Origin of the sequence: Exiguobacterium sp. s141 (genome assembly GCF_018618085.1) — a bacterium.
GTDB lineage: Bacteria > Bacillota > Bacilli > Exiguobacteriales > Exiguobacteriaceae > Exiguobacterium > Exiguobacterium mexicanum_A.
This window is the reverse complement of sequence record NZ_JACSLJ010000001.1, coordinates 643,308-664,141: the sequence shown is the minus strand read 5'-3', so window position 1 is coordinate 664,141 and position 20,834 is coordinate 643,308. Positions and strand designations below refer to the sequence as shown.

Annotated in this window: 19 protein-coding genes; 15 read left to right on the top strand and 4 right to left on the bottom strand. The window is 56.2% G+C overall.

The window, feature by feature from the left end; genetic code table 11:
• Positions 1 to 6: 6 nt before the first annotated feature.
• The 7 genes from KNP74_RS03380 to KNP74_RS03350 all read left to right on the top strand — a co-directional run bounded on the left by KNP74_RS03380 (position 7) and on the right by KNP74_RS03350 (position 7,388).
• Positions 7 to 864 carry a YitT family protein gene (locus KNP74_RS03380; protein WP_214763340.1) on the top strand — a complete coding sequence of 286 codons (858 nt, stop codon included), beginning with the start codon at positions 7 to 9 and terminating at the stop codon, positions 862 to 864.
• 107 nt (positions 865 to 971) lie between these two features.
• A complete protein-coding gene (gene cccB, locus KNP74_RS03375) occupies positions 972 to 1,304 on the top strand; it encodes a cytochrome c551 (RefSeq protein WP_021065416.1) in 333 nt (110 codons plus the stop codon).
• A 430-nt stretch (positions 1,305 to 1,734) separates the two neighbouring features.
• Positions 1,735 to 2,421 carry a cell division ATP-binding protein FtsE gene (gene ftsE, locus KNP74_RS03370; protein WP_214707244.1) on the top strand — a complete coding sequence of 229 codons (687 nt, stop codon included), beginning with the start codon at positions 1,735 to 1,737 and terminating at the stop codon, positions 2,419 to 2,421.
• On the top strand, positions 2,411 to 3,313 hold the full coding sequence (gene ftsX, locus KNP74_RS03365; protein WP_214763339.1) for a permease-like cell division protein FtsX: 903 nt from the start codon (positions 2,411 to 2,413) through the stop codon (positions 3,311 to 3,313). Before ftsE ends, ftsX begins: the two co-directional genes overlap by 11 nt.
• A gap of 30 nt (positions 3,314 to 3,343) precedes the next feature.
• Positions 3,344 to 4,708: a murein hydrolase activator EnvC family protein gene (locus KNP74_RS03360; RefSeq protein ID WP_214763338.1), complete on the top strand. Its 1,365-nt coding sequence runs from the start codon at positions 3,344 to 3,346 to the stop codon at positions 4,706 to 4,708.
• A gap of 99 nt (positions 4,709 to 4,807) precedes the next feature.
• Positions 4,808 to 6,211 (top strand): S41 family peptidase, encoded by a 1,404-nt coding sequence (locus KNP74_RS03355; RefSeq protein WP_214763336.1) that lies wholly within the window; start codon positions 4,808 to 4,810, stop codon positions 6,209 to 6,211.
• Between the two features lie 40 nt (positions 6,212 to 6,251).
• Positions 6,252 to 7,388 carry a PDZ domain-containing protein gene (locus KNP74_RS03350; RefSeq protein WP_214752913.1) on the top strand — a complete coding sequence of 379 codons (1,137 nt, stop codon included), beginning with the start codon at positions 6,252 to 6,254 and terminating at the stop codon, positions 7,386 to 7,388.
• A 41-nt stretch (positions 7,389 to 7,429) separates the two neighbouring features.
• Here the strand turns inward: KNP74_RS03350 and glpK are convergent, their stop codons facing one another.
• From glpK to KNP74_RS03335, 3 genes are all read right to left on the bottom strand, one after another.
• A complete protein-coding gene (gene glpK / locus KNP74_RS03345; protein WP_214707253.1) occupies positions 7,430 to 8,947 on the bottom strand; it encodes a glycerol kinase GlpK in 1,518 nt (505 codons plus the stop codon).
• Positions 8,948 to 8,977: 30 nt separating this feature from the next.
• On the bottom strand, positions 8,978 to 9,685 hold the full coding sequence (locus KNP74_RS03340; protein WP_214763335.1) for an MIP/aquaporin family protein: 708 nt from the start codon (positions 9,683 to 9,685) through the stop codon (positions 8,978 to 8,980).
• Positions 9,686 to 9,786: 101 nt separating this feature from the next.
• The gene (locus KNP74_RS03335) at positions 9,787 to 10,671 is read right to left on the bottom strand and encodes a sulfite exporter TauE/SafE family protein (protein ID WP_214763334.1); all 885 of its coding nucleotides are present in this window, start codon (positions 10,669 to 10,671) and stop codon (positions 9,787 to 9,789) included.
• Positions 10,672 to 10,785: 114 nt separating this feature from the next.
• Between KNP74_RS03335 and uvrB the strand changes: the two genes are divergently transcribed.
• The 4 genes from uvrB to KNP74_RS03315 all read left to right on the top strand — a co-directional run bounded on the left by uvrB (position 10,786) and on the right by KNP74_RS03315 (position 17,304).
• Positions 10,786 to 12,762: an excinuclease ABC subunit UvrB gene (gene uvrB, locus KNP74_RS03330; RefSeq protein ID WP_251126373.1), complete on the top strand. Its 1,977-nt coding sequence runs from the start codon at positions 10,786 to 10,788 to the stop codon at positions 12,760 to 12,762.
• A complete protein-coding gene (gene uvrA / locus KNP74_RS03325; RefSeq protein ID WP_029595043.1) occupies positions 12,763 to 15,636 on the top strand; it encodes an excinuclease ABC subunit UvrA in 2,874 nt (957 codons plus the stop codon).
• Positions 15,637 to 15,702: 66 nt separating this feature from the next.
• Complete coding sequence (locus KNP74_RS03320; protein ID WP_214763333.1) at positions 15,703 to 16,881, top strand: DUF4097 family beta strand repeat-containing protein; 1,179 nt, start codon at positions 15,703 to 15,705, stop codon at positions 16,879 to 16,881.
• 63 nt (positions 16,882 to 16,944) lie between these two features.
• Positions 16,945 to 17,304: a hypothetical protein gene (locus KNP74_RS03315; RefSeq protein ID WP_214763331.1), complete on the top strand. Its 360-nt coding sequence runs from the start codon at positions 16,945 to 16,947 to the stop codon at positions 17,302 to 17,304.
• Positions 17,305 to 17,350: 46 nt separating this feature from the next.
• On the opposite strand, the gene KNP74_RS03310 is transcribed toward KNP74_RS03315, so the two are convergent.
• Entirely contained in the window at positions 17,351 to 17,707 is a 357-nt protein-coding gene (locus tag KNP74_RS03310) for a hypothetical protein (protein WP_029595046.1), read from the bottom strand.
• 152 nt (positions 17,708 to 17,859) lie between these two features.
• Between KNP74_RS03310 and hprK the strand changes: the two genes are divergently transcribed.
• From hprK to KNP74_RS03290, 4 genes are read left to right on the top strand one after another with little or no spacing between them, the layout of a single operon-like run.
• Entirely contained in the window at positions 17,860 to 18,798 is a 939-nt protein-coding gene (gene hprK, locus KNP74_RS03305; protein WP_138859069.1) for an HPr(Ser) kinase/phosphatase, read from the top strand.
• Complete coding sequence (gene lgt / locus KNP74_RS03300; RefSeq protein ID WP_214763330.1) at positions 18,798 to 19,616, top strand: prolipoprotein diacylglyceryl transferase; 819 nt, start codon at positions 18,798 to 18,800, stop codon at positions 19,614 to 19,616. Before hprK ends, lgt begins: the two co-directional genes overlap by 1 nt.
• On the top strand, positions 19,616 to 20,266 hold the full coding sequence (ppaX, locus tag KNP74_RS03295; protein WP_034778540.1) for a pyrophosphatase PpaX: 651 nt from the start codon (positions 19,616 to 19,618) through the stop codon (positions 20,264 to 20,266). The genes lgt and ppaX overlap by 1 nt, the downstream gene beginning before the upstream one ends.
• Positions 20,259 to 20,741, top strand: a complete 483-nt coding sequence (locus KNP74_RS03290) for an acyltransferase (RefSeq protein WP_214763329.1) — start codon at positions 20,259 to 20,261, stop codon at positions 20,739 to 20,741. The genes ppaX and KNP74_RS03290 overlap by 8 nt, the downstream gene beginning before the upstream one ends.
• Positions 20,742 to 20,834: the final 93 nt, after the last annotated feature.

Here is a 20,834-nt window from a genome sequence, read left to right as displayed (position 1 = left end):
CCTTTAATGAAGCAAATCGTCAAAGACTATATCTATTTACTGACCGGGTCCGTCTTCGTCGCCTCGGCGTTCAGTTTGTTCCTATTGCCGAACAACCTCGCCTCGGGCGGCGTCAGCGGAATCTCGATCATCACGTACGAGCTGTTCAACATCTCGCCGGGGGCGTTCCAGCTCGTGTCGAACGTGTTGCTCCTCCTCGTCGGATGGATGATTCTCGGGCTCGGCTTCGGCGTCAAGTCGCTCGTCGGGTCGATTTTCTTGCCGGGCGTGATCTTATTTTATGAAGCGATCGATGCGGGTGCCGCCGTCAATGACACGCTGCTCGCGGCCGTGTTCGGCGGGGCCGGTGTCGGCATCGGGCTCGGCCTCATCTTCCGAGGGCGCGCCTCGACCGGGGGGATGGATTTGCTCGCGCAGATTTTACATAAATTCACCCATATCCCGCTCTACCTCTGTATCGCCATCCTCGACGGGGCGGTCGTCCTCGTTGCCGCTGTCACGTTCTCGTTCACGACGGGGCTATATGCACTCATCGCCCTGTTCATCACGATCAAGATGATCGACTTTGTCCAGCTCGGTTTCACGCAGGACAAGATGGCCTACGTCATCTCGGAGCAGCGGGACGTCATCACGCGTGCCGTCTTCGATGAGCTCGACCGCGGCGCGACAGAGATTCAAGCGATCGGGGCGTATTCGCGTCTCGACCGCCCGATGTTGCTCGTCGTCGTCCGTCAGAACGAGGTGAGTCGTTTGAAAGAGATCATTCGCCGTATCGATCCCGACGCGTTCCTCATCTTCAGTGAGGCGCATGAGGTGATGGGCCAAGGGTTCACGTCCGATAAGCGCTATATCAACGTTCCCTAACATGTGGAATCTTTGTGTATTTTTCGTGAGTTAGGTTAGAAAGCGGTTCATAACGGCTATAATGGTAAAAGTAGGTTATTTCTACGACATAGGAGGGGAACCTGATTATGAAGAAATGGATGATGGCGATTGGACTTGGCGCCATGCTCACGCTCGGTGCGTGCGGCGGTGGCGATGAAGAAGAGTCGACGAGCAACGGGGACGGCGCGAACACGGCGTCGGTCGACGCGGAAGCGGTCTACGCACAAAACTGTGCGGCCTGCCACGGTGCAAACCTAGAAGGCATGAGCGGTCCGAAACTTTCGGACGTCGGTTCACGTCTGTCGGCGAGTGAAATCGAAGAAGTCATCAAGAACGGGAAAGGCGCCATGCCTGCGAACGTGATTGAGGACGAAGAAGAGATCACGGCTGTCGCGGCTTGGCTCGCCGAGAAAAAATAATTATGGGGAACCACGAGGCGACTCGTGGTTTTTTTTGTCTTCATTTCCTTTAACTAAATATGAAGCGCCCATGATTCAGTGGAAGCATTCACAGATGCAGGTATCTTTTGAATGTGCGTTTCATCATCTGTGTCCGAGACGTGAAATCATTCTTCAACGCGACAATTTCACACCGAACTCCATCCAACTGAAACATTCCTGTAATGGTTATTTAAAAGTCCGATTGCTATAATTGTAGGCGCTTGAAGAATATCGCCTGTCGCCTTTTTTGGATAGGTGGGCACGAACAGGGTCCCTTGACAGGACGAGTGCTTATCGTGTAGAACAGAGGCTAGGCGAAAATATTCACTTAACGAATCAATTCGATGAAACCAATTCAGAATTCGTCATAGATGCATGGAAAATATATAAAAAGGGTAGGGAATACGTTATGATATCGATGCAAAAAGTCAGCAAAGTATATCCAAACGGCGTCGTCGCAGTCGACGACCTCGATTTGAAGATCGAAGACGGCGAATTTTTATACGTCGTCGGACCATCCGGCGCCGGGAAATCGACGTTCATGAAAATGATTTATCGGGAGGAGAAACCGTCGAGTGGTCAGCTCATGATTGACGGAATCGACGTCGGCAAACTGAAAAACCGCCACGTCCCAAAACTGCGCCGTCAACTCGGCGTCATCTTCCAAGACTACAAGTTGTTGCCGTCTTTGACGGTATATGAGAACGTCGCGTTCGCACTCGAGGTCGTTCAAGCCGACACGGGCACGATGCGCAAACAGGTCATGGACGTGTTGAACCTCGTCGGCCTGAAGCACAAGGCGCGCAACTATCCGGACGAACTGTCGGGTGGGGAGCAGCAACGTGTGTCGATCGCCCGTGCCATCGTCAATAAGCCTAAGCTCATCATCGCCGACGAGCCGACCGGTAACTTAGACCCGGACACGGCTTGGGGCATCATGGAAGTATTTGAAGAGATTCACCGTCGCGGGGCCACGATCGTCATGGCGACGCACAACCGTGATATCGTCGACAAGATCCGTCATCGCGTCATCGCGATCGAGAACGGAAAAGTCGTCCGCGATGAAGAGAAAGGAGCATATGGCTATGATATTTAAAAGTGGAATCCGTCATCTGCGCGAAGGGTTCAAGGGAACACTTCGCAACGGGTGGATGACGTTTGCGGCTGTCAGTGCCGTCACCATCACCTTGTTACTCGTCGGGGTGTTCGCCCTCGTCATGTTCAACGTCAATGAGATCTCGGAGAACGTCGAGAACGACGTCGAGATTCAAGTATTCGTCACCCGGACCGCGGAGGAAGCGAACGTCGAGAAGCTCGGCGAGAATATAGAGCAGATTCCAGGCGTCGCATCGGTCACGTTCAGCTCGAAAGAGGATGAACTGGAGAACTTCCGTAACCAGCTCGGGGAAGACGCCAACGCCTATGGAACGGTCGAGAAAGACAACCCGCTCCATGACCGCTATATCGTCAAGGCATCAGACCCGCTCGAGACGGAGACGGTCGCCGACGCCGTGCAATCACTCGACAACGTCGATAAGGTCACATACGGACAGGACTATATCGACAAGATGTTCGCCTTCTTCAACGGGATTCGCATCGGTGGACTCGTGTTGATCGTCGGTCTCACACTCATGGCGATGTTCCTCATCTCGAACACGATCAAGATGACGATCTTCTCACGCCGTCGCGAGATTGAGATCATGCGCCTCGTCGGGGCGAAAAACAGCTTCATTCGCTGGCCGTTCTTCATCGAAGGACTTCTCCTCGGTGTGCTCGGCGCGCTCATCCCGATCGCCGTCATCTACTTCGGTTATGACGTCGCATATAGTGCTTTACAACCATCGCTAGATCAACTGAATAGTGATATATTTAAATTGATTGATCCATCGATTTTGACGACGCAAGTGTCACTCGTCCTCTTAGCGCTCGGTGCTTTCATCGGGATCTGGGGCTCGACAACATCACTCGGTCGGTTCTTGAAAGTCTAATCTAATTTAAATATGAGGAGGAGTTGGCGGATGAAACGTTCGCTTGCGCTTGGATTAAGTTTGACGCTACTTGCCTCGCCGGTCATGGCGACGGAGAAAGACACGCTGAAAGCACGACAAGATCGTCTATCCAATCAATTGGAGGAGTCCAAGAAAGCGCAAGAAGAGACGGACGCCGAGCTCAACATCACCGAGGCGGAACGCGACGCGGTAGCGACAGAGATTCGCGCCGTCAATGAACGTCTCGAGGGATTAAGTGAACAGATCGCCGTCCAGCAGGAAGAAGCGGACGCGGCGCGCACCGAGCTCGAGGAAACCCGTGATCAACTCGCTGCCCATGGGCAGTACCTCGAAAGCCAGAAGGCGCTCCTTAGTGAGCGTCTTCGTGTGCTTCAAGTACACGAGGACCGGTCCTATCTCCAAGTCGTCTTTGAGTCCCGCTCGTTCGGAGACTTCGTGACGCGGCTGTTGACCGCGCAGACGATCGCGGAGCAGGACCGGGACCTCATACATACCTACATGAATGAAGTCGAGCGGCTCGAAACGCTCGAGGCACGGCAACGGACGCAGCTGTCATTCTTGAAACAAAAAGAACGTGAGCTCGTCGTGACGAAACAAGCGCTCGACGTCGCCGCCGAACAGAAGCGCGACTTGTTGTCGGAGCTGAACGAACAGGTCGAACTGCTCGAACTTGAAAAAATGAGCCGTGCCGAAGAGCAGGCGCTCATGAACGAACAGAGCCGCATCATCGCCGGACAGCTCGAAGCGATCGCCACGGCGGAACGAGAAGCGGCCGAAGCGCAGGCCCGAGCCGAAGCGGAAGCACGGGCGAAGGCGGAAGCCGAGGCGAAAGCACAGGCCGAGGCCAAAGCCGCAGCTGCAGCGGAAGCGAAAGGACAGTCGGACGAGAAAACCACGGCCTCACCAGCACCGACGCCCCCACCGCCTGCGGAAGCCCCGACGAATGTGTCGGGGCCGGCGACCTCGTTCGTCCGTCCGGTGTCCGGTTACGTGTCGAGCCCGTTCGGTCCTCGCCAAAACCCATTGACAGGCGTGGCGGAGTCGCATCGCGGCATCGATCTCGTCAATGCGACCGGGACCCCGATCGTCGCGGCGGCACCAGGCATCGTCATCAAGGCGGCGCCGGCGACCGGATATGGCAATGTCGTCTTCGTCTCTCACATCGTCGGTGGGGCCGTCTGGACGACCGTCTATGCCCATCTCGACTCGATCACGGTCTCGTCTGGGCAAACGGTGTCCGCTGGCCAGACCGTCGGTACGCTCGGCAACACAGGCTGGTCGACGGGACCGCATCTCCACTTCGAATTACATCGCGGACAATGGGCGCCAGGGCAACCGAATGCGGTCGACCCGGGTCCTTATATCGGTTACTGATGAGACGGACGTGTTCCAAATTTGTGGAACGCGTCCGTTTTTCTGAACTTTTTGCTATACTGAATGAAAGACTGACAAAGAGAAAAGAGGGAATCACCCGTGAAAAATACAACCGCAGGATTACTAGCCGGCGCCACATTCGTCGCCGGGGCCGGTGCAGGGCTCGCGACGATGGCGTTTACGGATACGGCGTTGCCGATTCAACCGAAGGCAGAAGGCTGGGACAAGGTCGACCAAGTCCGGCAATTGATCGAGACGCATTCATTGAAGGATATTTCGGAAGAGGATTTATTGACCGGTGCCCTCGACGGGATGACGGCAGCGCTCGACGACCCGTACTCGGACTTCCTCGATGCCGAAGAGACGTCACAGTTCACCGACTCAATCGAGTCGAGCTTTGAAGGAATCGGCGCGACTTTGGAGAAGAAAGGAGAAGACATCTTAATCGTCGCTCCAATCAAAGGAGCACCAGCCGAAGCGGCAGGACTCCGGGCCGGCGACGTCATCACAGCGGTCGACGGGGAATCGATTGAAGGGATGGCCGTCGAAGAGGCGGTTCAACTCATCCGGGGCGAGAAAGGGACGGTCGTCACGCTGACGATTCAGCGCGGCGGCCAAGAGGCCGACTACGAGATTACACGCGATACGATTCCGATTGAGACCGTCTACTCGGAAGTGAAAGAGCAAGATGGAAAGAAAATCGGTTATATCGAGGTGACCCAGTTCTCCGAACCGACGGCCGATGAGTTTTTGGAGCAGCTTGAGACGCTCGAGTCGGAAGGAATCGATAGCCTGATCATCGACGTACGAGGCAACCCGGGTGGATTGCTCCCTGCCGTCATCGAGATGACCGAAGGATTCGTCTCGACGAACAAACCGGTCGTCCAAATCGAGAATGCGGATGGGGACCGTGAGTCGCAGAGCGGCCGTGCCCGGGAAGCGAAGCCATACGACTTGTTCGTCTTGACGGACGAAGGGTCGGCATCGGCGTCTGAAATTCTGGCCGGGGCCCTCAAAGAAGGTGCCGGGGCCACGATCATCGGCAACAAGACGTTCGGGAAAGGCGTCGTCCAGACGGCGTTCGATTTAGAGGACGGTAGCAACTTGAAGCTGACGACGAGCAAATGGCTCACACCGGACGGGAACTGGATCAACGAGAAAGGCATCGAACCGGACGTCGAGGTCGATCAACCGGACTACTTCAATGTCACCCGCATCCTCGCCGACGCGGATACGCTCAAAGTCGGGGACTACGGGGAAGCGGTCTCGAACTTGCATACCGTGTTGACGGGCATCGGCTATGAACCGGGCGGACAGCCGGGCTATTTCGGTGATACGATGGGCCGTGCCGTCAGTGCCTTCCAAGCCGACAACAACTTGCCGGAAGACGGGATCGTCAATGAAGCGACGGCGTCGGCGCTCGAGTCACGCTTGCTCGAGGAGATTCAAGACGAAGCGAACGATGCCCAATTGAATCGCGCGCTCGAAGAAGCTGCAAAATAAGGATTAGGGAAAGGATTGGACAAGTGTGGACGTTCTACGAATGAGTTTTACTGCTTTGTTGACCTTGATCGGTAGTCCGCTACTCTGGGCGACGCTCGTCGCCCTCGCTTACATATCCACGACGCGTATCAAACGGGAGCGGGGCATGTTTCGCTCGCGTCGGCGTTCGCCGAAATCGGACTGGCGCCATTTTCTATGGCCGAGCCTGCTCCTTGCGGTCATCGGTTCGGCGGCGCTGATTCTGCTCGAGACGACCGTCAACTGGGAATGGGTCGTGACGTTCAGCGTGTTGTATGCGCTTATCGTCTTGACGATGCACCCGCGTTTCAGCAGCCCGGCGTTCCCGTTTTTGATCATGCTGACGGCAGTCGCGCTTCGTGACGTCATCGAGTATGGGGGACTGACAGGGTGGATGGATCGATTGGCCGAGGTCGACTGGCCGGTGTATGCGCTCGTGTTCGGTGTCGTGACGCTCGCGGAGGCGATCCTCTTACGGTGGAACGGTCCGGTCGAGACGTCACCGACGCTCATCTTGTCCAAACGGGGCCAGTTCATCGGCGGCCACGTCGTCAAACGGCTCTGGTTCTTCCCGCTTGTCGTCTTCTTACCCCCGTCCTTCGGTCTCGACGGCCCAGTGCCGATCATCTTGCCGATCCCGATCGGGGTCAGCCTGCTGTCGACGGGAGCACTCCCAGGGACGCTCCTCGGCCGCTTGAGCCTGTATCGAGGCCTGCTCGCGCTCATCGCCATCGGTTTGTTCGGGGCTTCCTACGCCATCGACGTCCCGTACGCGGCCTACATCTTGCTCGGTCTGTTCGTCTTGTATGAGTTGGCGCTACAACTCATCAAGCGAGAGAATCGAGGGACGACGCCGGTGTTCATCAACGGCAACCGAGGAGCGGTCATCATCGACACGCTCCCGGGCTCACCGGGCGAGGCGATGCAGCTCATCCCGGGCGAATCGATCTACAAAGTGAACGGGACCGTCATCACGGGCGGGAGCAGCTTCTATGAGGCGCTCCAGTTGCATAAACCGTACATCAAGCTCGAGGTGCTCAACTTAAACGGGGACATCCGTTTCGTGCAACGGGCGATGTACGAGACCGACCCGCACGAGCTCGGCATCTTGTTCGTCGCCGAACCGGCGAGCCCGCGTTTGCGGTTACGGAAACTATAAAAGGGAGCATCCTTGGCGGATGCTCCCTTTCGTGCGTTCAATTAAAGTTCAAGTTTTGATGGTTTGAAGCCCATTGTCGCTTCGACTGCGTGTTGCCAGCCTTTATACAGATTTTCGCGGTGTGCTTCGTCCATCTTCGGTTCGAATTGATGGTCAAGTTTCCACTGTTGTTTGATCTCTGCTTGGTCTTTCCAGAACCCGACGGCGAGACCGGCGAGATAGGCGGCACCGAGAGCCGTCGTCTCGCTCACTTCAGGCCGTTCGACCGGGACGTCCAAGATGTCCGCTTGGAACTGCATGAGGAAGTTGTTGTTGACCGCACCGCCGTCGACGCGGAGCGTCTTCAACTCGATGCCAGAATCTTGTTCCATCGCCGTCAAGACATCGCGTGTCTGATAGGCGAGTGACTCGAGCGTCGCCCGGACGAAATGTTCTTTCTCCGTCCCGCGCGTGAGGCCGAAGATGGCACCACGGACGTCTGAGTTCCAATACGGGGCACCAAGTCCGACGAAGGCAGGGACGACGTAGACGCCGTCTGTCGTCTCGACGCGGTTGGCGTACTGTTCCGTGTCTTTCGCCGACTTGAGCATACGGAGCCCGTCACGGAGCCACTGGATGGCCGAACCGGCGACGAAGATCGAACCTTCGAGCGCGTATTCGACTTTACCATTGTATCCCCATGCAATCGTCGTGAGCAGACCATGGTCCGACTTGACGGCTTCTTCGCCCGTGTTCATGAGCATGAAGCAACCTGTACCGTACGTGTTCTTACCTTCTCCTGACTCGAAGCAGGCCTGACCGAAGAGGGCTGCCTGTTGGTCACCGGCCGCGCCGGCAATCGGAACTTCGAAGCCGAAGAAGTGGTACGGGATCGTGTTGGCGTACACTTCACTCGACGGTTTGACTTCCGGGAGCATCGACTTTGGTACCGTCAAGATCTCGAGCAACTCATCGTCCCACTTCTGCTCATAGATGTTGTACATGAGCGTCCGTGACGCGTTCGAATAGTCCGTGACGTGAGCGTGGCCGCCTGACAGTTTCCAGATGAGCCAAGTGTCGATCGTTCCGAAGAGGAGGTCACCAGCTTCGGCTTTCTCACGGGCGCCTTCGACGTTGTCGAGGATCCATTTGACTTTCGTGCCTGAGAAGTAGGCGTCAATCAAGAGGCCTGTCTTATCGCGGAACAAGTCGGCATGACCGGCTTCCTTCAACTCATCACAAATACCGGCTGTTTGACGCGATTGCCAGACGACGGCGTTATAGACCGGACGTCCTGTCGACTTCTCCCAGACGACGGCTGTTTCCCGTTGGTTCGTGATGCCGATAGCTGCGATCTCTTTTGGATCGATGTCGGCCGAACCGAACGCCTCGGCCATGACGGCGAGGACAGAACCCCAAATCTCATTGGCGTTATGCTCGACCCAGCCTGGCTTAGGGAAGTACTGTTTGAACTCGCGCTGAGCGGTCGTGACGATTTTTCCGTCGTGGTCGAAGATGATCGCCCGTGAGCTTGTCGTTCCTTGGTCAAGTGCTAAGATGTAGCGTTTTTCTTTCTCCATATGAGAGAGCCTCCTTAGAAATTAGAAAGATTATGGTACGAGAATACCGTATAACAATGCGGCGATGACCGCCCCGATGATCGGTCCGACGACCGGGATCCATGAGTAGCCCCAGTCCGACGTGCCTTTGCCTTTGATAGGAAGGATCGCATGCGCAATCCGCGGTCCGAGGTCACGCGCCGGGTTGATGGCATATCCCGTTGTACCACCAAGCGAGAGACCGATCGAGACGATCAAGAAACCGACGATGAGCGGATTCAAACCGTCGGCAAACGTGTTGGCCCCGAATGACAAGAGGGCGAAGACGAGTACGAACGTGCCGATGATTTCCCCGATCAAGTTGAACGGCGTGTTACGAATCCCCGGTGCGGTCGAGAACGTCGCCAATTTGGCGCCCGGGTCGTCGGTCGCATCATAGTGCGGCTTGTAGTGGACATAGACGAGGACGGCCCCGATGAACGCCCCGATGAATTGTGCCAAAATATACGCTGGCACATCGGCCCATGGGAATGAGCCTGCTGTCGCAAGTCCGATGGTGACGGCAGGGTTGATATGCGCCCCTCCATAGATACCGGCCGCGTATACCCCGACCATAACGGCCAAGCCCCAACCGAACGTGATGACGATCCAGCCTGCGTTCTCCGCTTTCGAATGACGGAGGACGACGCCGGCGACGACACCGTTACCGAGCAAGATGAGTAGCATTGTACCAATAATTTCGCTGACGAATGCTGACATGTGATACTCCCTTCCTTCCATATTAAATTTGGCTTACCACTTCATTATATGCCCCAAATGAAAGCGTTTCAAAACCGGATATGCAAAAAAAGCCACTTTTCTCATGAAAAGTGGTTTTGATTGGTAATCCGGCGTCTGAAGTCGAGGATGATCCCGACGAGAAAGACGAGCAGGACCATCAAGCTCACGTAACCGAGCGGGGGAAAGCTCGTGGCGCCGAGGTCGAGGAGAATCGAAGCGATGACGGCGAGGTAGAGCCAAGCGAGGCGCCGCGAAATCTCTTTATCGTCGTAACGGTCCGTGAGGGATGCCCCAATCGGCGCGCCGATGAACGCCCCGAGGACGAGGGCAAGCGGCGTCACATAATCGAGCGATAGCGACGGCAGATAGCCGACGAGTCCGCCGAGCGAGATGAACAGGACGGCAGCGAGGCTCGTCCCGACCCCGCGATGCGTCGTGAAGCCGAGCCAACTGACGAGGAGCGGGACGATGATGAACCCGCCGCCGATGCCGAGGAGGGCGGACAATAGTCCGGCCATCGCTCCGATCATCACACCCGCGAGAACGGTCGATTTTTTCGGCTTCTGCGGTTTCGATGTTTTCTTTAATAGCGTAACGGCAAAATAAGATAGGATAGCCAGATAAAATAAGTTCAGTAACCAATCATACGTCCCCGAGATCGAGAGGACGAGGCGGCTCGACAGCTGTGCCGTGACGGCGCCGGTCAGTCCGACCGTGATGCCGGTCGACCAAGACACGTTGCCGAGCGACGTATGTTTCTTCGCGCCGGACAGGCTCGTCCCGACGACGAACAAGAGCGACGTGGCGACGGCCTCTGCTGCCGAATAACCACTAAAGAGCAGCACTGGGACGATGATGACCCCGCCGCCGATGCCGAAGAATCCGGACAAGGCGCCGACGATGGCACCGAGCGGGATGAAGAGAAGTGACCACATGACGACCAACTCGTTTCTACTTAGATTCACTCTCCATGATAACGAAAAGTGGAACGATTTGGGAAGCGTGTCAGAAGCGAATATTTGTTCGTGTATGTGCTATAATCAAGTCAATATGCAAGGAACAGAAAGCGAGGAATATATATGGATAAGATTAGCGTTCCGTTCGGCTTACAATCAGAATATAAGCCGGCCGGCGACCAACCGGAGGCGATTCGACAGCTCGTCGAGGGCGTCAATCGCGGCGACCGGTACCAGACGTTGCTCGGGGCGACCGGCACCGGGAAGACGTTCACCGTATCGAACGTCATCCAAGAAGTGAAGAAGCCGACGCTCGTCTTGGCCCACAACAAGACGCTCGCCGGGCAGCTCTATTCGGAGTTCAAGGAATTCTTCCCGAACAACGCCGTCGAATATTTCGTCAGCTATTACGACTACTATCAGCCAGAGGCGTACGTCCCATCGACGGACACGTTCATCGAGAAAGACGCCTCGATCAACGATGAGATCGATAAACTTCGTCACTCGGCGACGTCGGCCTTGTTCGAGCGCGATGACGTCATCATCGTCTCCTCCGTGTCGTGCATCTACGGTCTCGGTAACCCGGAAGAATATAACAGCCTCGTCTTAAGTCTCCGCGTCGGTAAAGAGTTGGGCCGTGATCAGATGCTCCGCAAGTTGATCGACATCCAATATGAGCGGAACGATATCGACTTCCAACGCGGACGGTTCCGTGTCCGAGGTGACGTCGTCGAGATCTTCCCGGCGTCACGCGACGAGCAGTGTTTGCGCGTCGAGTTCTTCGGAGACGAGATTGACCGGATCCGCGAGATGGACCCGCTCACCGGCGAGATTATCGCCGATCGCGAGCATGTCTCGATCTTCCCGGCATCCCACTTCGTCACCCGCGACGAGAAGCTGCAAAAAGCGATTGTCAACATCGAGGCCGAGCTCGAACAACAGCTCGCGAAGTTCCGCGAGGAAGGCAAACTGCTTGAAGCCCAGCGTCTCGAACAGCGGACGAACTATGACCTCGAGATGATGCGTGAGATGGGCTACTGTTCAGGCATCGAAAACTATTCGCGTCATTTGAACTTGACCGAGGCAGGGGCGACGCCTTACACGCTCATCGACTACTTCCCGAAAGACTTCCTACTCGTCGCCGATGAGTCGCACGTGACGCTCCCGCAAGTACGCGGCATGTATAACGGTGACCAGGCCCGGAAGCAAGTGCTCGTCGACCACGGGTTCCGCCTGCCTTCAGCTAAAGATAACCGTCCGCTCAAGTTCGACGAGTTCGAGAAGAAGTTGTCGCAAGCGATCTTTATCTCGGCGACACCAGGTCCGTTCGAGCTCGAGCATACCCCGCACATGATCGAACAGATCATCCGGCCGACAGGACTGCTCGACCCGACGATCGAGATTCATCCGATCAAAGGACAAATCGACTACTTGATGGACCAAATTCGCGACCGCATCAAACAGGACGAACGCGTCCTCGTGACGACGCTCACGAAAAAGATGGCCGAGGATTTATCGGACTATCTGCGTGAAGCGGGCATCAAGGTCAACTATATGCACTCTGAAATCAAGACGCTCGAGCGGATTGAGATCATCCGTGACCTGCGTCTCGGAAAATACGACGTCCTCGTCGGAATCAACTTACTGCGGGAAGGACTAGACATCCCGGAAGTGAGTCTCGTCACGATTCTAGACGCCGACAAGGAAGGGTTCCTCCGTTCGGACCGATCGCTCATTCAGACGATTGGGCGGGCGGCGCGGAACTCGAACGGGCACGTCATCTTGTTCGCTGATAAGATGACCGACTCGATGACGCGCGCGATTGAAGAGACCGATCGTCGTCGCTCGATTCAACAAGCCTATAATGAAGAACACGGCATCACGCCGCAGACGATCCGTAAAGAAGTACGCGGCGTCATCCGCGCGACGGTCGACGCCGAGGAGGATGTGCTCGAATCACTCAGCTCGATGAAGCCGGCTGAACGTGAGGAAGCCATCGCCAAGCTAGAAGAAGAAATGAAACAAGCGGCCCGCGACCTCCAGTTCGAACGGGCGGCCGAATTGCGTGACTTAATCTTGGAGTTGAAGGTAGGGAATTAAATGGCTGAAAAGAAAAATGCGATCGTCATCAAAGGGGCGCGCGTCAACAACTTGAAAAACATTGATATCGATATTCCACGGGACCAGCTCGTCGTCTTGACGGGCTTGTCCGGTTCCGGTAAATCGTCACTCGCGTTCGACACCATCTACGCCGAAGGGCAGCGCCGTTACGTCGAGAGTCTATCGGCCTACGCCCGTCAATTCCTCGGACAGATGGACAAACCGGACGTCGATACGATTGAAGGGCTGAGCCCGGCCATCTCGATCGACCAGAAGACGACGAGCCGTAACCCGCGCTCGACCGTCGGAACGGTGACGGAAATCTATGACTACTTACGTCTTTTGTTCGCTCGCATCGGGAAACCGGTCTGTCCGCGTCACGGCATCGAGATCTCAAGCCAGACGATCTCGCAGATGGTCGACCAAGTGATGGAACTTCCAGAGAAGACGCGCCTGCAAATCCTGGCGCCAATCGTCTCGGGCCGTAAAGGGACGCACGTCAAAGTGTTCGACTCGCTCAAAAAGGAAGGGTTCGTCCGCGTTCGTGTCAATGGCGAGACGATCGAACTGACCGATGAGATCGAGCTTGATAAGAATAAGAAACATTCGATCGAAGTCGTCGTCGATCGCCTCGTCGTCCGCGCTGACGTCGAAGGTCGTCTTGCCGACTCGCTCGAGACGGCGCTTCGCCTCGCCGACGGCCGAGCCATCATCGACAAGATGGACGGCACCGAGCTCCTGTTCAGCGAACATCACGCTTGTCCGATTTGTGGCTTCTCCATTGGCGAACTCGAGCCGCGTATGTTCTCGTTCAACTCGCCGTTCGGTGCCTGTCCGACGTGTGACGGGCTCGGTACGAAGCTTGATGTCGACCCGGAACTCGTTATCCCGGACCCGTCGAAGACGCTGAAGGAAGGCGCCGTCGTCGCCTGGCAGCCGACAAGCTCGCAATATTATCCGCAACTGCTCGCCTCGATGTGCAAACACTTTGACATCGATATGGACGTGCCGTTCGAACGTCTGTCGAAGCGTGACCAAGACCTCGTCTTGCACGGGACGGACGAAGAGTCGTTCTTGTTCCGTTACGAGAACGATTTCGGACAAGTCCGGACGAACACGATCTTCTTCGAAGGGGTGCTCCGCAACATCGAGCGCCGCTATAAAGAGACGACGTCCGATTATATCCGTGAACAGATGGAGACGTACATGGCGACACACGCTTGTCCGACATGCAGCGGTTATCGGTTGAAAGAAGAGACGCTCGCCGTCAAAATCACGGGCCACCATATCGGGCAAGTGACCTCACTGTCCGTCGTCAACGCCATCAAGTTGTTCGACTCGATCATGACAGAGTTGAGCGAGAAAGATATCGCCATCGCCCGTCTCATCTTGCAAGAGATTTGTGAGCGGCTCAGCTTCTTGAACAACGTCGGTCTCGACTACTTGACGTTGTCACGGGCGGCGGGGACGCTCTCGGGCGGGGAAGCGCAGCGGATTCGTCTCGCGACCCAAATCGGCTCACGGCTCACGGGCGTCCTATACGTCCTCGATGAACCGTCGATTGGATTGCATCAGCGTGACAACGACCGCTTGATCGCGACGCTCAAACAGATGCGTGACATCGGCAACACGCTCATCGTCGTCGAGCACGATGAGGACACGATGATGGCAGCCGACTACTTGATCGACATCGGACCGGGTGCCGGCGAACACGGCGGAGAAGTCATCGCCGCCGGGACGCCGAAGCAGCTCATGAAGAACCGAAAGTCGCTCACGGGCCAATATTTGTCCGGTAAGAAGTTCATCCCGCTCCCGGCCGAACGGAAAGTGCCGGACGAGCGTTTCTTGAAAATCTTGAAGGCGGAAGAGAACAACTTGAAAGGGGTCGACGTCTCGATTCCGCTCGGTATGTTCATCGCCGTCACCGGCGTCTCCGGTTCCGGGAAATCGACGCTCATCAACGAGATTCTGTATAAATCGCTCGCCCACCACATCAACCGGGCCAAGGCGAAACCAGGGAAGCATAAGAAGATTGAAGGACTCGACCATATCGACAAAGTCATCGATATCGACCAGTCACCGATCGGACGGACGCCGCGGTCGAACCCGGCGACATACACCGGCGTGTTCGATGATATCCGTGACGTGTTCGCGTCGACGAACGAGGCGAAGATGCGCGGCTATAAGAAAGGGCGCTTCAGTTTCAACGTCAAGGGCGGACGCTGTGAGGCGTGCCGCGGGGACGGGATCATCAAGATCGAGATGCACTTCTTGCCGGACGTCTACGTCCCGTGTGAAGTGTGTCATGGGAAACGCTATAACCGTGAGACGCTCGAAGTGAAGTACAAAGGTAAGACGATCGCCGACGTGCTCGATATGACGATTGAGGAAGGGCTCGACTTCTTTGACAAGATTCCGAAAATCAAGCGCAAGATCCAGACGATCTTTGACGTCGGTCTCGGTTATATGAAACTCGGACAACCGGCGACGGAACTGTCCGGCGGGGAAGCGCAGCGCGTCAAGCTCGCTTCTGAGCTCCATAAACGTTCGACCGGGAAGACGATTTACATCTTGGACGAGCCGACGACGGGTCTTCACGTCGACGACATCGCTCGTCTGTTGAAAGTGCTGCAACGCCTCGTCGAGAACGGGGACACGGTGCTCGTCATCGAGCATAACCTCGACGTCATCAAATCGGCCGACTACTTGATCGACCTTGGACCGGAAGGCGGGGACGGCGGCGGTACGATCGTCGCGACCGGGACGCCGGAAGAAGTCGCCGAAGTCGCCGCGTCGTACACCGGCAAGTATTTGAAACCGGTGTTAGAACGGGATGCAGCCCGAGCGAAACCGAAAGCAGGAAAACGTAAGTAAGGTATAGAAATGATGAGAAACGGGAACATGATTGACGTGTGACCAAATCGAAGGGGGAAACGAACAGTGAAACAAGAAATGCGTGAACTGATTCTCCAGCAAGTGAAAGACGGGAAGTTGACGATTGAAGAAGGCATGACCCAGCTCGAACGGCTCGAGAAGTTGGAGCCTGAGCGTGTCCAAGCGCTCGAGGAACGTCAAGAGACGGAGAAAGTCGATGCCTACTCGGTCGAGTCGCTCACGACGAAACTGACGTCGGCGGTCGAAGGGCTCGTGACGAAACTTCGTGACAGCGACTTCACGTTCAGCTCGAACTTCGGGCCGGAAGTGACGTATTCGAAATCGTTCCCGTTCACCGGGAAAGATATCTCGCTCGACTTGTTCAACGCCTCGGCGACGATCGTCTCGTCGGACAACGACGAGTGTGAACTGATTGTCACCGGACGTCCGCTCCGTCAGCAGGACGCGGACAAGGCGCTCGAACAGCTCCAGTCAGCGGTCAAGCATTCGGTCATCGGTGACCGTCTCGTCGTGTCACTCCGCGACAAGCTCGTCCGGGCGCACGTCGAACTGTACGTCCCGCATCATCATTTCGATCACCTACACGTACAGACGCTCAACGGTGAGGTCCGTGCCGACGGCCTAGACGTCGAGAGCGTTCGTATCCAGACAGCGAACGGCCGGGTCGTACTTCATGAAGTACATGCCTCGGAGCTGCTCCTCAACACGGGGAACGGAACGGTCGAAGTCGAAGCGGTCGAATCGGAACTCGTCCACGTCCGGACCGGCAACGGAGCCGTCATCGTGAACGGCAAATACGACAAGGCGTCGCTCAAGACCGGCAACGGGAACATCCGCGCCGAACTCGCGACGGCACGTCCGGCCAAGTTCGAGCTCGCCTCGCTCGCCGGAAACGTCCGTCTCGTCTTGCCGCACGGCGTCGAGGTCGAAGGAGAACTCGAGACGAACTTCGGTGGTCTCCACTGTAATTTAGACGAGCTCGAGATCATCCGCGACCGGAAAGACGTCGCCCAACGCCGACTCGAATTCTTGTCGGGCCGTGGCCAAACACCGCGGATCGAAGTCGAGGCCGGGACGCGTACCGGCACGATCGACCTCGAACACGGTTCGCTCCACACACCGTCGACGTTCCTCGAAGAGGACAAAAACGAACCGACGGAACCAATCGACCCAGTCGACCCGGTCAATCCGGCCGACTTGAACAACCCGTTCCATCAGCAATGACCGACAACCCGAAGGCCTCTCGCCTTCGGGTTTCTTTTAACTTGAGAGACGAGGAGGGACGGGATGAAGCGATTTGTGTCAGCGTACGGATGGATGATGATTGCGGTGCTGGTGCTTGGCGGATGTGCCGACGAACAGCGCATCGTCAATGAGAACGAGCCGGCTGAAGACGAAGCGATTGCTGTCGCCTGGGCGTATGTGACCGCGCGGAACTGGCAGGAGCCCGCAATCGATGCGGAAGCAAGTGCCGAGGTACATCGTGTCACGGTCGATGATGGTTATGAACTGTTGGACGATGCGTATGCCGGGACCGAGGCGCTCGCCGTCTCGTTCGAAGCGGACCCGAACAGTAGCGTCGACGTACCGACGATCTTGGTCGCACGGGAGTCGAACACCATGGTCGGCTATTTGCCGGCTGAATGAATCCAGTGGAAAACCCGAAGGCGGTTGCCTCCGGGTTTTTGTCATGTCATAGATTCATTTGATACTCCATCTGTTCCCAATCCATCATTTGACCGTCATACAGCGTGAATGAGCCGATGATGAACAGGATGAAGAGGACCGGTCCGGCGATGAGTAAGAAAATCCCGAGGTTCCGCATCGTCTTCGACCGTTTCCAATAGAAGATGATGGCGACGATCATCGATAACAGCGACCCGGACAAGAACAGGCCGACGATGTTCAAGATGAACAATAAGAGCACCGTTTCGTTTTTTGTCGCCGCATACTCGCGCCACATATCAAACAGTGATTTGACCAAGTAGACGAGTGCCGCGATCCCGACGATAAAAATAAAGACAATGGCAATCCAAAATAGTGAATTCATGTGATTTCACCTCCCTAATCCTCTATACCCGTTCTACGGAATCGCCACGAATTAGTTTCATCTCTTTTTTTTGACACATTTCGGCTCACTTTCGTTGACGCTTCTCCAGAAGAGCTATGATACAATAATGAGCGTGAAAGGGGCAGATACTCATGCAAAATATCGTACGCACGGCTCAACTCGTTGAGCGCTTCAAACTTCAAGTCATCGCCGGGGAAGAGGGACTCCATCGTCCCGTCGCCACACCGGACCTCAGTCGACCGGGACTCGTCCTTGCCGGCTACTACACGCACTATGCGAAAAATCGGCTGCAAGTGCTCGGGAAGACCGAGCTCACGTTTTATGCGAGCTTGTCGGAAGAGAGCCGCCGCGAGCGGGCGAAGATTTTATGCACGGAATTGACACCGGGCATCCTCATCACGCGCGGCTTCGACATCCCGAAAGAGATTGAACAAGAAGCCGAGGCAGCGAACGTCCCGCTCATGCGCACGAACGCGATGACGACATCGATCGAGTCACAGATCACAAACTTCCTTGAGATGGAACTCGCACCGATGACCGCGATGCACGGCGTGCTCGTCGACATCTACGGCGTCGGCGTGCTCATCAAAGGACAGAGCGGTGTCGGGAAATCTGAGACCGCGCTCGAACTCGTCAAGCGGGGTCACCGCCTCGTCGCCGACGATTCAGTCGAGATTCGCCAGACCGGGGACCAGTTGCTCGTCGGTTCGGCACCGAAGTTGATCCGTCACTTGCTCGAGATTCGCGGGATCGGGATCATCGACGTCATGACGCTGTTCGGAGCCGGTGCCGTCCGTTCACACAAAAAGATCAGCTTAATCATCAACCTTGAAAACTGGGATGCTGGAAAAGTATATGATCGTGTCGGACTCGACCACAACACGATGAAAATCATCGACAGCGAAGTGCCGTTACTCACCATCCCGGTTCGCCCAGGACGTAACTTGGCCGTCATCGTCGAAGTCGCGGCGATGAACTATCGCCTGCAGAACATGGGCATCAACACGGCCGAAGAGTTCGCGGAACGTCTCGCGAACGCCATCCATGACAACGAAGGGGACATGGAATAATGGTAGAGCCAACGTTTGACCGCGTCGCGTTTGAAATCGGGTCGCTCCCGATCTATTGGTACGGCATGATCATCGCCTTCGGTGCGATGCTCGGCCTCGTTCTCGCCTTGTTCGAGGCGAAGCGCCTCAATTATGATTCAGAACGGGTCGTCGATGTCATCATCTGGTCGATTCCGATCAGTATCGTCTTCGCCCGGATTTACTACGTCATCTTCCAATGGGACTACTACAGTGAGAACCTTGGACAGATCATCGACATCCGCCAAGGCGGGATTGCAATCCATGGTGCCATCTTTGGAGCGCTGCTCGTCGTCATCATCTATTGCATGCGCAAGTCGATGTCGTTCTGGAAGATCACCGATATCCTCGCTCCGTCGCTCCTGCTCGGGCAAGCGGTCGGACGTTGGGGGAACTTTATGAACCAAGAGGCGCACGGTGCCGAGACGACGAGCCGTTTCTTGAAAGAGACGCTCTTCCTCCCGGATTGGATTGTCAATCAGATGTATATCGACGGCGCTTATTACTTGCCGACGTTCTTGTTCGAGAGCGTCTGGAACGTCCTCGGCGTCATCTTGCTCGTCGTCTGGCGTATGGTCGGTAACCCGCCGCGCGGCTACATCTTCTTATCGTACCTCGTCTGGTACTCGATCGGACGCTTCTATATCGAAGGGCTCCGCACGGATAGCCTCATGGCCGGAGATCTCCGGACGGCACAACTCGTTTCGATCGCGATGATCGTATTCGGTGTCGTCATGATGATCGTCCGCCGCAAAGCGAAACGATACGACGACCCTTCAGAGAAAGGACTGTTTGATTGATGGATACACTTCTATTCGATTTGGATGGCACGTTGCTCGATACGAACCCGCTCATCATCGCGAGTTTCCGTCACACGCTCGGGTACTACTTCCCGGACGAGACGTATCGCGATGAGGACATCTTCCCGTTCATCGGACCGACGCTCGAGAAGTCGTTCAAGGCGCTCAATGAGCCGGAATGGAAAGAGATGCAGGCGTTCTATCGCAGCTTCAATATCGCGATGCACGACCAGCTCGTCGCCGAATATCCGGGTGTGATCGAGGGGCTGTATCGCCTCCACGCCAAAGGCTACAAGATGGGCGTCGTCACCTCGAAAGGCCGTCCCGTCGTCGAGCAAGGCTTGCGTCTGTTCAAGATCGACCATCTGTTCGATGTGGTCGTCACGGCCGACGATGTGGAATATGAGAAACCGCACGCCGAACCGGTCGAACGGGCGCTCCGTGCGCTCGGATCGACGGCGGACCGCGCTGTCATGGTCGGGGACAACGACACGGACATCTTCAGCGGCAAGAACGCCGGGACGAAGACGGTCGCTGTCGGCTGGGCCATTAAAGGCCGTGCGTTCCTCGAAGCGCTCGAACCGGACGTCATCATCGACTCGATGGAACATTTCGAGGCGTGGCTCGACGAGGTCACGGTCCATGCGTAAGACGGAACGGTTTCGTCTCGACGGGCCGAACCCGCTCTGGCAGATGTATCGGACGATCCGATTCCTGCGCGTCTTTAAAAACACGACCGTCGTCTTGATCGGCCGCTACTTCCCATCCGTCAAAGCGAAACGCTGGTTGTACCGGACGTTCCTCGGCATGGAAATCGGCGAGTATAGCGCGCTCGCCCTCATGGTGACACCGGACGTCATGTTCCCGGAGCGAATCTCGATCGGCCGTAATACGGTCATCGGGTTCAATTCGACGATTCTCTGTCACGAGTACCTCGTGGACGAGTACCGGATCGGGGATGTCCGCATCGGGGACGAGGTGTTGATCGGGGCGAACGTGACGATTTTACCTGGCGTGACGATTGGCGACCGGGCCGTCATCGGTGCCGGGGCCATCGTCCATCGTGACGTCGCGCCCGGAGAGCGCGTCGTTGGGGCAAAGCTCCATACCATCGACACAAAATAGACACAATTTAGCGCGAAATCATTTTGAGGTCAAGACATGTAGGGCCTCATAAAATTACTAGGGCGGTATCACTTTTTTTAAAGGCGATACCGC